The following is a 13,402-nucleotide window of genomic DNA, read 5'->3' on the forward strand; positions in this document are numbered from 1 at the left end:
GCCCTCCCTCGCGTAAAACCCTATATAATGTGCGACTTTTAGCGATCCACACTCAAGGAGCCTTAGTGAGCACGTTGCCACCCTGCCCGAAATGCAATTCCGAATATACCTACGAAGACGGTGCCCAACTGGTGTGCCCGGAGTGCGCCCACGAGTGGTCTGCCGGCGGTGAAGCCGAAGTGGCTTCCGATGACGCCGTGAAAAAAGATTCGGTTGGCAACGTCCTGCAGGACGGCGACACCATCACCGTGATCAAGGACCTCAAGGTCAAGGGCACCTCGCTGGTCGTCAAGGTCGGGACCAAGGTCAAGAACATCCGCCTGTGCGATGGCGACCACGACATCGACTGCAAGATCGACGGTATCGGCCCGATGAAGCTCAAATCCGAGTTCGTCAGAAAAGTCTGATTCTGCTGTGATCCATCCCGCGCCAGCCGTGGGATGGAGCTTCACCCTCCCCGCCCAATCCCAATAAACCCTCGCAATAGCCAAACGCCAGCCGTTTTGACCTTACGCAATCTTTACCCTTAAAAATCCACAATCTGCCAATAGACACTTGCTATTTCGATAATAAGAATTATTCTCATCAAACACCTTCAATGGAGATGAGAACCATGACTTATTTGATCGACGCCTGGCTGGATCGCCCACACCCTTACCTCAGAATCCTCCATCGGGAAACCGGCGAGGTCTGTGCGGTGCTTGAAGAAGAAGCCTTGCATGAACTGCAGGATCAGGGGGATCTGGACGTCAGCAGCCTGAATTCCAGCGAGCCGCTGGTGCTCAAGGAGCTGGTGCGCAATCTGTTTCTGTTCTGCTATGCCCGGGCCTTGCGCCCGACCAATGAACTGCATCACAAGATAGAACTATGAGTAACGCCACAAACCCTGCAGGCGCAGAGCTTGCTCGCGAAAGCGGTCTTTCATTCAACATTGATGTCGATTGACCGGACGCCTTCGCGGGCAAGCCTTGCTCCTACGAGGTCACGGGATTACAGAACGTCGAGCAGCTCGACGTCGAATACCAGAACGCTGTGCGGCGGGATGCTGCCAACGCCTTGAGCGCCGTAAGCCAGTTCGCTCGGCACGTACAGACGCCATTTGCTGCCGGCATTCATCAGTTGCAGGGCTTCGGTCCAGCCAGCGATCACGCCGCCAACCGGGAATTCTGCAGGCTGGCCACGCTCGTAGGAGCTGTCGAACACAGTGCCGTCGATCAGCGTGCCGTGGTAGTGAGTACGCACTTGATCTTCACGGGTCGGCTTGGCGCCTTCGCCCTGAGTCAGCACTTCGAACTGCAGGCCGGAAGCCAGAGTGGTGATGCCGTCACGCTTGGCGTTTTCAGCCAGGAATGCCAGACCTTCGCCAGCAGCCGCTTCAGCTTTGGCAGCCGCTTCGGCTTGCATGATTTCGCGGATAACCTTGAAGCTGGCGGACATTTCTTCCTGACCCACACGGCTTTCCTTACCGGCGAATGCGTCGGTCAGGCCAGCCAGAATGGCGTCCAGGCTAACGCCCGGTGGCGGGTTGTCGCGCAGCTGGTCACCCAACTGACGGCCGATGCCGTAGCTGACGCGGGTTTCGTCGGTGGACAGATTTACTTCGGACATGACACTGCTCCGCTGTGCGGACGGCCACAAGACTTGCCGTGCGTGCACAGCCCGTCCCGGCGCGCCCGGAACCAAAAGGGCGAGCAGACTAGCACAGATGCTCAGGTGATGGGACGCAGCGCCTACAGGGCCGAGCGCCAGGCGATCGGCACCTTCAGGCTTTCCTCGCCACTGGCCCCGAGCCCACACATTTCATCATGTACCGAGGTGTGAACGAGGTTGAAGGGCAGCACCGGAAAGTTATGCAGCAAATCCCGAGCATGCTCCACCGAACGCAGCGTCAACATGTCGCCTTTGAGATCTCTCAACGGATACGCCGCACCGTGCATTCGTGCCTCGAGCAGGTAAATCCCGCCTTCCATGGAGATCAGGTTCAGTTCATCGACTTTTCTGGCGATGGCAAACGCATTCAACTCTTGCAGGTTCATGAACGTACCTCACGCTATGGCGAGTCAGGACGTCTACAGGGATAGGCCGGTGCGCACCAAAGCACAAGCCACAAACGACACCGCCCGTCTGTTTCACAACAGACGGGCGGCGCTATTACAGCGATCAAAAAATGATCAGTGCTTGGTCACCTTGTCCAGATACCCCATCGCGCAGGCCGAGAGCACGAAGGTCATGTGGATAATCACGTACCACTTCAGATGCTCGGGATCGACGTTCTTGGCATCCATGAAGATGCGCAACAAGTGGATCGAGGAAATCGCCACGATCGAGGCCGCCACTTTCATCTTCAGCGATGAAGAGTCCATGGTGCCCAGCCAGCTGAGCTTTTCCTTGTCTTCATCGATGTCCAGTTGCGAGACAAAGTTTTCGTAGCCGGAAATCATCACCATCACCAACAAGCCGCCCACCAGGGCCATGTCGATCAGCGACAGCAGCACCAGAATCAGATCGGATTCGGCCATCGAGAACACATTGGGGATGACGTGAAAAACTTCCTGGAAGAATTTCAGCGCCAGCGCCAGCAAGCCCAGGGACAACCCGAAGTAGATCGGTGCCAGCAGCCAGCGCGAGGCGTACATTGCGTTTTCGATAAAGCGTTCCATTGAATCTCACACAAGGGGGGGGGGTGGTTATCGGCGGCGAGTATACCAGCCACCTGTGACCGCCAGAAACTGCCTGCAAATCCGCTACCTGCGTGTGTATGTGGATTTATTTCTGCTAGTGTCCAAAGCATTGACAGCCCAGCGACAGTGGACAGGACGAGTGGAAATGGATGTGCGATTGCCGATAACGACTGCCGGAATCTGCTTGGCCCTATTGCTGGGCGGTTGCTCGCCTGGCGATGAGAAACACACGCTCAGCCTGGAAGAAAAGACCGCAAAGTTCGAACAATCGCTGGACGCCATCACCGATCCGAAGCTCAAGGACGCCATCACCGAGCTTGGCGGCTCGTTGCTGCTGCTCGAACGCGCGCAACTCAAACTCACTGACAATCCGCCACGTACCGAATATGGCGAAGACGCCCTCGCGGTGCTCAAGCACTACCCTGCCCCGCAGGCGCTGGTCGATACTTTCATCAACGGCCTGTTCGTGCTGCACAAGGATGCCAGCTCCGATTACCTCACCGATCTGCAACCGGTGTTTCCGTTCAACCTGAACATTCCCGGCGGCTTCCTGTTCCCGCATGGCGTGGAATGGCAATCGGTGACGTTGAGCAACAAACGCGTCATTGCTTATCAGCCGGAATGGTCGGAAACCGACCCGGGCATTCAGCTCAGCCCGTCCAGCTCCAATGTGACCAACCCCGATGACCTGACCGTGACCTACCCATTCATCGAAGGGCTGGACGTCGACAAGAAAACCCAGCCGCAACCGGTCAGCCTGCAAGGCCAGGTTGAAGTGATCGCCCCGCGTCGTTTATACAGCTTCGACCTGACGAAAAAGGATGTCGGCCAGACGCGCACCAACGACAACCTCAGCGTCAAACTGCTGAAGCTTGAAAAGAACTACGCCGAAGTCGAATTCAGCAACAGCCTGCCGCTGGCCCCGGAAGTGGCCGGCGCCCAACTCAACCCGCTGATCGTTCAGGCTCGCGACACCACCGGGCAATATCTGGTGCGCGCCGGGTCGATCAACGAGAGCCCGGAGCAGGTGTCTTTCTACGAGAAGCAACTGGCGCAGTTGCAACAGCAGAAGAGCTGGAGCGATACCCTGGAAAAGCAGTTGAACGACGAACAGCAGACGTTTGAGCAACAGCACCCGAAACGCTACAACAAGGTCTATTTCAATGGCCCCATCGAGACACTGGAAGTCAGCGTGCTGGACTTCTCCGCCGTCACCGTGAGCCGTAAAAAGCTGGATCTGCCGATTCGCGCCTTCAATCAGCACACCACTGAAAAAGCTATTCAGGCGCTGGACCCATCAGTGGTGGTGTACGACGATCAGGCCGCTAACTGGCTCAAGGGCGCGACGCTGACGGAGGAGCAACTGAAAGCCGGCATCCGTATCCATCAATCCGTGGAAGAACCGAGCGCCGCGCGCATCGAGTTCTCTCACCGCCGAACTTTCAACGATGAATTGCTCGGTGACGACTTCAATCCAGGCGAGAGCCCGGTGACGTTCTTCACCGAAAAACACAATGGCAAACTCGACGAGCCAATCGAACTGCCGCCCGAGGCTTATCAGGTCGATCCGCTGCGCGCGACGATTACCTATGATCTGAATCTGTTTCCGGAAACCCCGGCGATTGCCGTCGGTTCGATGCCGCTGTTTCTGGCGACAGTGGCGCAGCAAGCCTACGACGCCAAGGCATTGCCCAAAGGCCTGGAGATCAGGAACAACATGCTGGTGGTGGATCTGAAACTGTTCCCGGCCAACGAATGGCGGTTTTTCGTCAAGGACGACAGCGGTAATTACCTGAAACAGATTCTCTCGGTCAGCCATGACGCCAGCGCAGAAGGCCCGGCGTTGTTTGGCGTGCATTACTTTTATGGCCGTCCAACGCGCGTGGAGACCTATCAGCGAACAGACCTCGCCACCGTGCAATACGGCTTTGAGGTCAAACTCGACAAGGCGTCGTTGCCTGAGACTGCGCCTTGAAGAGCACAGTCAAAAGATCGCAGCCTGCGGCAGCTCCTGCATGGGGAGGAGTTAATTGAGGCTACGGCTGCGGCCGCCGTTGATCTGGCGCAGTTGGGCTTGCAGGTGCAGGCTCCAGATCTGCGGATCGTCGGCCAATTCGTAGCCGTGCAAGGTCAGGCTTTCGACGATAGTGTCGAGAATCGACTCTGCGGCTACGGGTCCGTGAAACGGGCCCTGGGCTTTGATTGCGGAAGGTTGTTCGCCGGCCATGCCGGCAGCGAAGAGCAGCGTCCACATGCCGTTATCGCCGGCCAAGGGTTTGATGGCGCATTCGATACGGGTCACAAGACCCAGGCATTGACGGGTGAGGCAGAGGTTGCGCGACATGGCGGCGACCCTCGGTGAAGCCGGTGTTCAGCCCTCACGGGAGGACTGGCTCGATCCAGTGATACTGTCGATATCCTTGAGCAGAGAATAGAAGAAAAGTCCGCTGAGCAAGCCAGATAGAACCAGAAGGCGCCGAATGGTCATTGTGTGAATATTGACGCCAGACTGACGGCACTTCTCCCGATATTCACGCAGCCTTTGTAGGAGCAGAGCTTGCTCGCGAAAGCGGTCGTCCATTCAACATCGGTGTTGAATGGACGGAAAGCTTCGCGAGCAAGCTCTGCTCCTACAGGGTTTGCGTTGGGTTACGCGGGTTTGGCTTCGGCTAATGCCTCTTGCGCCAATTCCTTCTCGGCTTCCTTGAGGTCTTCTTCGCTGATCATTTCGGCAATGTCGCGCAAGCGCTCGACCACGCGTGCGTTGATGCTGCCCTCAGGGAACTCACCCTCGGCATTCGGCTCACCGGCCGGCTCGCCGACCAGCAGGCTCAGCGCCTCATCAGCCTGACGCACCGCGTAAACGTGGAACTGCCCAGCGCGCACCGCCGCCAATACCTTCTCATCGAGCATCAGCGTGGCAACGTTGGCCTGCGGAATGATCGCACCTTGTTCACCGGTCAAACCGCGTGCTTCGCAGAGGCGGAAGAAGCCCTCGATCTTCTCGTTGACGCCGCCGACCGCCTGCACCTCGCCGAACTGGTTGATCGAACCGGTGATCGCAAAACACTGCTTGAGCGGCGTTTTCGACAGCGCCGAAATCAGCGTGCACGCCTCGCCCAACGACGCACTGTCGCCATCGACGTAACCGTAGGACTGTTCAAGCGCGATGCTCGCGGAAATCGCCAACGGGAATTCCTGAGCGTAACGGCTGCCCAGGTAACCGGTGAGAATCATCACGCCTTTGGAGTGAATCGGCTGGCCGAGGTTGACCTCACGCTCGATGTCGACGATGCCACTGCCACCCGGATATACCGTGGCGGAAATCCGCGCCGGCACACCGAACGCCGAGTCGCCGACTTCGAGCACGGTCAGACCGTTGCATTTGCCGACCGCCGCACCATCGGTGTCGATCAGGATGATCCCGGCGAGCATGTCGTCGAGGATCCGCGCCGACACACGTCCGGTACGCGTGGCTTTGGCTTTCAATGCACGTTCGATATGCCCGGCATCGGTCATTTCATCGCCGGCCAGGTGACGGATGAAATCCGCTTCGCTGACCAGCTGGAACAGATCGCCAATACGCGCCGACAAACGCCCCTGATGCTCGGCCAGCCGTGCGCTGTAAGTCGCCAGACGGGCCACCGCATCGGCGGTCAGCGGTGCCATGCCTTCTTCTGACGTGCGGGTTTTCAGCAGCTGGGCGAATTGCTCCAGGCTCTCGTCAACCATCGGAATGTCTTCGTCAAAATCGACCAGAACGCGGAACATCTCCTGGAAGTCCGGATCGAGGTCTTGCAGCGTGTAATACAACGACCGCGCACCGATGATGATGACTTTGACCTGCAACGGAATGTGCTGCGGGTTGAGGGTCACGGTGGCGAAACGGCCCATCTCGCCCAGCGGCGATTCCATTTTCAGCTTGCGCGATTGCAGCGCGCGTTTCAGCGCATCCCACACGAACGGCTCGCTGAGCATTTTTTCCGCTTCAAGGATCAGGAAGCCACCGTTGGCGCGGTGCAAGGCACCCGGACGCAACTGGCGATACGTGGTGTAGAGCGCGCCCTGATCGGTGGTGTATTCGATACGGCCGAAGAGGTTTTCGTAAGTCGGGTGCGGTTCGAACACCACCGGCGCACCGCCGCTGGCCGGATGCCCAACCACCAGGCTTGGCGCGTATTGTTCTTCCAGCAACTTGCGCGCGACGGCGTCGGTCTTGCTGTCGTCGACCAGTTGCTCGACCACGGTTTTCAGCAGGTAGACCTGCATCGCTTGCAGGTAACCGCAGACCGCCGCGTTCTCGGCGTACTTCTCCGACAGTGGCGACAGCAACGGTTGCAGCGCCAACGTAATGGTTTCTTCGTTGAGCGAGCGCAGCTGGTTATTCGACTCGCGCTTCCACTGCGGCAGGCTGGCGAGCTCTTCGTTCAGGCGCTCTTCGAGGCCGGAGATATCCTCGTGGAAACGCTCGCGATCAGCTTCCGGCAGTTGCGAGAACTCAGCTTCATCCAGCGCCTTGCCGTCGAGCATCGGCGTGAAGGCGATGTTGCTGCTGTCGCGGTACAGGGCGACGTCTTTCTCCAGGGCCAGACGCTCGATGATGTCGAGGGCCTTGTCGTAGCGCTGGTTGAAGGCGCGGTCGATGGCGCTTTTCTTTTGCTGGTAGGACGGGTGCTCGAACACCGCCGGAAAAGTCGCCAGCAGGTTGTCGATCAGGCCGTTGATGTCGCCGATGAATGCGCCTGCAGTGCCCGATGGCAACTCCAGCACGCGAGGCTCGCGCGGCTCATCGAAATTATTGACGTAGACCCAGTCCGCCGGGGTCTGCAGGCGTTTGCCTTCGGCTTTCAGGTAGCGTTTGACGAACGAGAACCGGCCGGTGCCGGGCTCGCCCATGACAAAGACGTTGTAACCGGGGCGTGGCATGGCCACACCGAACTGCAAGGCTTCGACCGCGCGTTCCTGGCCGAGCACACCGCGAAAGGGCTCCAGATCATTGGTGGTAGTGAAGCTGAACTGTTCAGCGGAAAACGGACGGGTCAGCGCTTCGGGCGCTAGACGCAAGCTGGCAGCAACAGGATCAGGCATCGGGCTTCCTTAACAATCAGGCGGGGCAGATAGCGGCATTCTGGCGCTGCCCGTGCCCCACTGGCAAGGCGCGCCATGTGACAAAGCATAGACAACTCGCGCTCTGCGCAGCAGCCCCCCGGAAACCGGGCTTATGACCGAATCTTTTGTAAAAAATCACGGAACTGCGGGAACGTGCCTAAACTCCAAACTGCGCGGCTGGAACTAATACCGGCCCACTGGCTTCGTTTGGGTCTGTTTCGTACAGAGCTTGGGGGCCAGAACCCTGTCCATTGGTATGCACACAAAGAGAACAAAGCTATGAAACGGATTCTTCTCGGTACTCTCTTCACCGCTGTATCCATCAACGCAATGGCGCAAGCTCCGGGCGGCCCGGATTGCGGTTGGGGCAACATGCTGTTCGAAGGTCAGCGTGGCACCCCAGCGCACTTCCTTGCTTCCACCACCAACGGCACTTCCGGTAACGCTACGTTTGGTATGACTTCCGGTACCAACGGTTGCTCGACCAATGCGTCGCTGACCTACGGCGGCAAATCCTGGTTTGCCATGAATGGCATGATGAACGAACTGTCCGAAGACATGGCCAAGGGCAACGGCGAAGCGCTGACGACCTATGCCGTGGTACTGGGCGTGGCGCCGGAAGACCGTGCGCATTTCGCTGCAGTGACTCACGAGCACTTCCAGCAGATCTTCAGCAAGGCTGACGTGACCGCTGAAGACGTGCATACCAACACCCTGGCTGTACTGAAATCGGACCCTCGTCTGGCCAAGTACGCAACTCAGGCTTAAGCTCGACCCCGCCCGCTTCCTTCGGGGAGCGGGTTTTGTTTTTTATGCAGTGATTCCACCGTGACGCTGAACCTGTGGTGAGGGGATTTATCCCCGATCGGCTGCGCAGCAGTCGTGAACCTGTGCATGCGTTATAGCTGATGCATTGGGGATACAGGTTTTGGGGCCGCTTCGCTGCCCAACGGGGATAAATCCCCTCGCCACAAGGGTGGAGTGTTAACCCCCGATTCGGGTTTTATTTTCTTTCGACTTAAGTTGCCACTTATGCTCAAACGCCTTGCCTGGCTGGCGCTCTGTGTCTGCGCCCCGCTGTCCGCCGCGCCACACATCGACCCTCAACGTTTGCAGCAACTGGCCAACGACCGCTTCTGGATTTCCCTCGGTCACTACGAAACCGCCAAACTTGGCGGTTGGCGCAGCTATGTCAGCGACAAGAAATTCTTTCTCGCGCCCGATGGCAATGAACATCCCGATCATGAACTCGCCGCCACCGTGCAAGCGCTGTACGCCCCGGCCAGCCTCGGCGAGCAACATGCGCAATGCGTTTATCCGGCCCGTACCCGCTGGCTAAAGGCGCAATTGAACCTGACCGACCTACCGACGCCCGAGTGCGCCGAGTACAAAAAGTGGATCAAGGACGTCTCGCCACACAGTGCGGTGATGATCTTCCCGGCGGCTTATTTGAACAGCCCGTCATCGATGTTCGGCCACACCCTGCTGCGCATCGACCAGGCTGATGTGCAGGCCGACAAGACCTCGTTGCTCAGTTACGCGATCAACTTCGGCGCCTACATCGAAGGTTCGGACAACAGCATTCTTTACGCCTGGAAAGGCTTGATGGGCGGCTATCCGGGGCTGTTCGCGCTGGTGCCGTATCAGGAAAAACTCTCCGAATACCGCAGCCTGGAAAACCGCGACCTGTGGGAATACCGGCTTAATCTGACCCAGGAAGAAACCGCACGCATGGTCGAACATGTGTGGGAGTTGAAGCAGATCCAGTTCGACTATTTCTTCTTCGATGAAAACTGCTCCTACCGTTTGCTCGAACTGCTGCAAGTGGCACGGCCGAGCCTGCGTCTGACCGAGCAATTCCCGCTGACCGCGATTCCCACCGACACGGTCAAAGCGGTGAAAGAAGCCGGGCTGGTGGAAAGCATTCAATATCGTCCGTCCCGCGAGCGCGAATTGCTCAGCCGCGCCGAGCCGCTCAACAGTGATGAACAGCAATGGGTGCTGAAAGTCAGCGCCGATCAACAAGTGCTGCAAGACCCGACTTTCAAAGCCCTGCCCCGCGACCGCCAGGCGTTGATCATCGATGCGGCGTATCGTCTGGAGCGTTATCGCGCCAACGGGCAGGAGCGTGATCCGCAGCGGGCGCAACGCAGTTTCGAACTGCTGCGGGCGATCAACAAGAACCCGGCACCCGATCTGGACATTCCGCAACCGGGCTTGCCGGAAGATGGCCACGAATCGCGCACTTGGCAGGCCGGTCTCGGCACCCGTGGCGATCGTGCGTTCGGCGAATATGGCTTGCGCATGGCTTACCACGATCTCAACGACAACGCCGAAAGCTTCCCGCTCGGCGCGCAGATCGAGATCCTGCAAATGAAGCTGCGCCAGTACGAAGGCAATCACTGGCAGTTCCAGCAACTGGACCTGGCAACCATCCGCTCACTGACCCCGCGCAATGAGCTGCTGCAACCGCTGTCGTGGCAAGTCACTGGTGGCCTTGAGCGCGTGCCGGGCAAGCATGATGACGAAACGCTGGTCAGCCACGTCAATGGTGGTGGCGGTGGCACGTGGCAGTTGGGTGAGGATGTGTTGGGCTTTGCCCTCGGCACCGTGCGAATCGAACACAACAACGACTTCGCCGGATTCATAGCCCCGGCGGCCGGTTTCAACAGCGGCGTGCTGTGGAAAAACCCGCTGGGCAACATGAGCCTGGAAGCCAAAGGCGATTACTTCACCAACGGCGAAGTGCGTCGCAGCCTGAGCTTGAATCAGCAGTGGGAGTTGTCACGCAATCTTGGTTTGCGCCTGAGTGCACAGCGTGAGTTCAGTCATGTAGCGACACCGGAAACCGAGGTCATGCTCGAAGTGAAGTGGTATCACTACTGATCTGCAGCCCGACAAATTCCCCCTGTAGGAGTGAGCCTGCTCGCGATAGCAATTCATCAGGCACTGTCGCTGTGACTGACCCACCGCTATCGCGAGCAGGCTCACTCCTACAAGGGATCTGTGGTGTTCAACGAATTACTCACATGCCTTTCACCAACGCCCGACGAATCCCCTTCTAGACTCTCCTTACAAGCCGAAGAAGCGGCGCGGGAGAGTGCGATGTGGCGGTGTGCGGCTTTGTTGGGGGTTTTGCTGTTAGTGAGCGGTTGCCAGACCACCCACGATGATTTGATTGCCAAAGGTTATCCACCGGCCTTCGCCGACGGTTTTGATGACGGTTGTGTCAGTGGTCGTCAGGCCGCCGGCTCGATCAGCGGCGAGTTTCGCAAGAACGTGCCGCGCTATCTCAAGGACAAACAATACGCCGACGGCTGGACCGACGGTTTCCGCCAGTGTCAGGCAATGCTGGAAAACAAGGATCGCGATGACTACCGCAACGAACACTGGGATGAACGCGAACGTGCCTGGCAACAACAGAAAGATCAGGACGCCGGGCGGGCCTATCGCTCGCAGTAGGTCGCATCCAGACATCCAGTGAAACCAAATGCCTGCGAACATGGCCCAAACCTCATACGAGGAGGACACCATGAGTCGCGCATTCGTCAACGAAGACAACGCCGCTGCACAAGCCGATCAGCCCGTTGAACGGCAGGTCAGCGAACAACCCAATTACGTCACGCCACAGGGCTTGGCGCAGTTGCAGGCCAAAGTGGCCGAACTGCAAGCCCTGCACGCCGAGCAATCGGCCAAGGGTGACCAGGCCGACAAACAACGCCAGGCCGATCTGGAACGCGACCTGCGTTACTTCAATCAACGCCTCGGCAGCGCGCAAGTGGCGGTTGCCGCCACGTCCACCGACAAGGTACATATCGGCAGTTGGGTCACTTACGCCGACGAACACAACACCGAACGCCGCGTGCAATTGGTCGGTGAAGATCAGGCCGACGCCGCTAAAGGCCTGATCAACTGGGGTTCACCTTTGGGCCGAGCGTTGTTGGGCGCTCGACTCAACGACGAAGTGCTGTGGCAGCGCCCCGTCGGTGATCAAGTGATTGAAGTGATCCGCATCGAACCGGCTTAAACCACACCTTGCGCAAGCATCGCATCGGCGACTTTGACGAAGCCTGCGATGTTCGCGCCTTTGACGTAGTTGATCCGGCCATTTTCTTCGCCGTAATGCACGCAAGCGTGGTGGATCGACTGCATGATCGCGTGCAACTTGCTGTCGACCTCACCGGCAGTCCACAGCAGACGCATGGCGTTCTGCGACATCTCCAGACCGCTCACTGCTACGCCGCCAGCATTCGACGCCTTGCCCGGTGCAAACAGAATCCCCGCCTCGACGAAGATATCCACAGCCTCCAGCGTTGTCGGCATGTTCGCGCCTTCGGCCACGCATACGCAGCCATTACGCAGCAGGGTTTGCGCGGCTTCGGCGTCTAGCTCGTTTTGAGTGGCGCACGGCAGCGCGATGTCGCATGGCAGCGACCACGGCAACTGACCGGCGCGGAATTCCAGACCGAACGCTGTCGCCAGTTCGCTGATGCGTCCACGTTTGACGTTTTTCAGTTCCAGTAGCGCCAGCCATTGCTCTTCGCTCAAACCCGATTCGCAGTACAGCGTGCCTTCGGAGTCGGACAGGGAAATCACCTTGCCGCCCAGGTCCATCACTTTGCGCGCCGCGTATTGCGCAACGTTACCGGAGCCGGAGATCGCCACGCGTTTGCCTTCAACGGTCTGTTCACGGCGCTTGAGCATTTCTTCGGCGAAGTACACGCAGCCGAAACCGGTAGCTTCCGGGCGAATCAGGCTGCCGCCGTAAGCCATGCCCTTGCCGGTCAGGACGCTGGTGAACTGGTTGCTCAGGCGCTTGTACTGGCCGAACAGGAAACCGATCTCGCGCGCACCGACGCCAATGTCACCGGCCGGCACATCAACGTCGGCACCGATGTGGCGATACAACTCGCTCATGAAGGCCTGACAGAAACGCATGACTTCGGCGTCGCTCTTGCCCTTCGGGTCGAAGTCAGAACCGCCCTTGCCGCCGCCCATCGGCAACGAAGTCAGGGAGTTCTTGAAGGTCTGTTCGAAGGCGAGGAATTTCAGCACGCCCATGTTCACTGAAGGATGGAAACGCAAGCCGCCCTTGTAGGGGCCGATGGCGCTGTTCATCTGGATGCGGAAACCGCGATTGACCTGGACTTTGCCTTGATCATCGACCCACGAAACGCGGAACACCACCGCCCGCTCCGGCTCGCAGATACGCTCCAGAATCCCTGAAGTCAGGTAATGCGGATTGGCTTCGAGAAACGGCCACAGGCTGCGCAAGACTTCTTCGACAGCCTGGTGGAATTCGGGTTGATCCGGATCGCGTTTTTTCAGGCGTGCGAGGAAGGATTCGACGGATTCGATCATGGGAAAAGTCTCGGCAAATTTATTGTCGTTGGAAGAGATTGAGCCGGACTGTAGCAAACGATTCGCGCACAGGAACAGCGCAAAATGTCGCAGTTATGAAATTAAATGGTGCACAGGATATAAATCCGGCCGGTTTTTGGCGCTGATTTGCACCCGAATGGGGAGAACAAATTTGATTGATGCACCAACAGTTACACCGCCATCGCTGGCAAGCCAGCTCCCACAGTTTTAGCGGCGCTCACACAATCCGG

13 protein-coding genes are annotated in these 13,402 nt (G+C 58.3%); 7 read left to right on the top strand and 6 right to left on the bottom strand.

Annotated features, from left to right (window positions below; translation table 11 throughout):
* Window positions 1–65 precede the first annotated feature (65 nt).
* Window positions 66–407: a zinc ribbon domain-containing protein YjdM gene (locus JFT81_RS19485; protein WP_127800002.1), complete on the top strand. Its 342-nt coding sequence runs from the start codon at window positions 66–68 to the stop codon at window positions 405–407.
* 206 nt (window positions 408–613) lie between these two features.
* Window positions 614–871, top strand: a complete 258-nt coding sequence (locus tag JFT81_RS19490; RefSeq protein ID WP_150602192.1) for a hypothetical protein — start codon at window positions 614–616, stop codon at window positions 869–871.
* A 119-nt stretch (window positions 872–990) separates the two neighbouring features.
* Here JFT81_RS19490 and JFT81_RS19495 read toward each other — a convergent pair whose 3' ends face one another.
* The 3 genes from JFT81_RS19495 to JFT81_RS19505 all read right to left on the bottom strand — a co-directional run bounded on the left by JFT81_RS19495 (window position 991) and on the right by JFT81_RS19505 (window position 2,660).
* Window positions 991–1,608 carry an FKBP-type peptidyl-prolyl cis-trans isomerase gene (locus JFT81_RS19495; RefSeq protein WP_008078561.1) on the bottom strand — a complete coding sequence of 206 codons (618 nt, stop codon included), beginning with the start codon at window positions 1,606–1,608 and terminating at the stop codon, window positions 991–993.
* Between the two features lie 122 nt (window positions 1,609–1,730).
* Window positions 1,731–2,036, bottom strand: a complete 306-nt coding sequence (locus tag JFT81_RS19500) for a DUF6482 family protein (protein WP_201228559.1) — start codon at window positions 2,034–2,036, stop codon at window positions 1,731–1,733.
* Between the two features lie 135 nt (window positions 2,037–2,171).
* Entirely contained in the window at window positions 2,172–2,660 is a 489-nt protein-coding gene (locus JFT81_RS19505; RefSeq protein WP_201228560.1) for a TIGR00645 family protein, read from the bottom strand.
* Window positions 2,661–2,826: 166 nt separating this feature from the next.
* Between JFT81_RS19505 and JFT81_RS19510 the strand changes: the two genes are divergently transcribed.
* Window positions 2,827–4,656 carry a hypothetical protein gene (locus tag JFT81_RS19510; protein WP_201228561.1) on the top strand — a complete coding sequence of 610 codons (1,830 nt, stop codon included), beginning with the start codon at window positions 2,827–2,829 and terminating at the stop codon, window positions 4,654–4,656.
* Window positions 4,657–4,707: 51 nt separating this feature from the next.
* On the opposite strand, the gene JFT81_RS19515 is transcribed toward JFT81_RS19510, so the two are convergent.
* Complete coding sequence (locus JFT81_RS19515; protein WP_201228562.1) at window positions 4,708–5,025, bottom strand: hypothetical protein; 318 nt, start codon at window positions 5,023–5,025, stop codon at window positions 4,708–4,710.
* Window positions 5,026–5,330: 305 nt separating this feature from the next.
* Window positions 5,331–7,769 carry an ATP-binding protein gene (locus JFT81_RS19520; RefSeq protein ID WP_201228563.1) on the bottom strand — a complete coding sequence of 813 codons (2,439 nt, stop codon included), beginning with the start codon at window positions 7,767–7,769 and terminating at the stop codon, window positions 5,331–5,333.
* 300 nt (window positions 7,770–8,069) lie between these two features.
* Here JFT81_RS19520 and JFT81_RS19525 point away from each other — a divergent pair, with 300 nt between their 5' ends.
* The 4 genes from JFT81_RS19525 (at window position 8,070) to JFT81_RS19540 (ending at window position 11,817) form a co-directional block, all read left to right on the top strand.
* Window positions 8,070–8,558 (top strand): DUF3015 domain-containing protein, encoded by a 489-nt coding sequence (locus tag JFT81_RS19525; RefSeq protein ID WP_007909797.1) that lies wholly within the window; start codon window positions 8,070–8,072, stop codon window positions 8,556–8,558.
* Window positions 8,559–8,822: 264 nt separating this feature from the next.
* Window positions 8,823–10,676, top strand: coding sequence for a DUF4105 domain-containing protein (locus JFT81_RS19530; protein WP_201228564.1), 1,854 nt, complete (start codon window positions 8,823–8,825; stop codon window positions 10,674–10,676).
* 219 nt (window positions 10,677–10,895) lie between these two features.
* A complete protein-coding gene (locus tag JFT81_RS19535; protein ID WP_201228565.1) occupies window positions 10,896–11,252 on the top strand; it encodes a hypothetical protein in 357 nt (118 codons plus the stop codon).
* Window positions 11,253–11,322: 70 nt separating this feature from the next.
* Window positions 11,323–11,817: a GreA/GreB family elongation factor gene (locus tag JFT81_RS19540; protein ID WP_201228566.1), complete on the top strand. Its 495-nt coding sequence runs from the start codon at window positions 11,323–11,325 to the stop codon at window positions 11,815–11,817.
* Here JFT81_RS19540 and gdhA read toward each other — a convergent pair.
* The gene (gene gdhA, locus JFT81_RS19545) at window positions 11,814–13,151 is read right to left on the bottom strand and encodes an NADP-specific glutamate dehydrogenase (protein WP_201228567.1); all 1,338 of its coding nucleotides are present in this window, start codon (window positions 13,149–13,151) and stop codon (window positions 11,814–11,816) included. The genes JFT81_RS19540 and gdhA overlap by 4 nt on opposite strands.
* Window positions 13,152–13,402 lie beyond the last annotated feature (251 nt).

It is taken from the genome of Pseudomonas sp. TH43, from assembly GCF_016650635.1.
Classification (GTDB): domain Bacteria; phylum Pseudomonadota; class Gammaproteobacteria; order Pseudomonadales; family Pseudomonadaceae; genus Aquipseudomonas.

Coding starts and splice junctions, on each gene's coding strand:
- JFT81_RS19505 (WP_201228560.1), bottom strand. CDS start 2,660: ATGGAACGCTTTATCGAAAACGCAATGTACGCCTCGCGCTGGCTGCTG.
- JFT81_RS19500 (WP_201228559.1), bottom strand. CDS start 2,036: ATGAACCTGCAAGAGTTGAATGCGTTTGCCATCGCCAGAAAAGTCGAT.
- JFT81_RS19535 (WP_201228565.1), top strand. CDS start 10,896: ATGTGGCGGTGTGCGGCTTTGTTGGGGGTTTTGCTGTTAGTGAGCGGT.
- JFT81_RS19490 (WP_150602192.1), top strand. CDS start 614: ATGACTTATTTGATCGACGCCTGGCTGGATCGCCCACACCCTTACCTC.
- gdhA (WP_201228567.1), bottom strand. CDS start 13,151: ATGATCGAATCCGTCGAATCCTTCCTCGCACGCCTGAAAAAACGCGAT.
- JFT81_RS19525 (WP_007909797.1), top strand. CDS start 8,070: ATGAAACGGATTCTTCTCGGTACTCTCTTCACCGCTGTATCCATCAAC.
- JFT81_RS19510 (WP_201228561.1), top strand. CDS start 2,827: ATGGATGTGCGATTGCCGATAACGACTGCCGGAATCTGCTTGGCCCTA.
- JFT81_RS19495 (WP_008078561.1), bottom strand. CDS start 1,608: ATGTCCGAAGTAAATCTGTCCACCGACGAAACCCGCGTCAGCTACGGC.
- JFT81_RS19515 (WP_201228562.1), bottom strand. CDS start 5,025: ATGTCGCGCAACCTCTGCCTCACCCGTCAATGCCTGGGTCTTGTGACC.
- JFT81_RS19540 (WP_201228566.1), top strand. CDS start 11,323: ATGAGTCGCGCATTCGTCAACGAAGACAACGCCGCTGCACAAGCCGAT.
- JFT81_RS19520 (WP_201228563.1), bottom strand. CDS start 7,769: ATGCCTGATCCTGTTGCTGCCAGCTTGCGTCTAGCGCCCGAAGCGCTG.
- JFT81_RS19530 (WP_201228564.1), top strand. CDS start 8,823: ATGCTCAAACGCCTTGCCTGGCTGGCGCTCTGTGTCTGCGCCCCGCTG.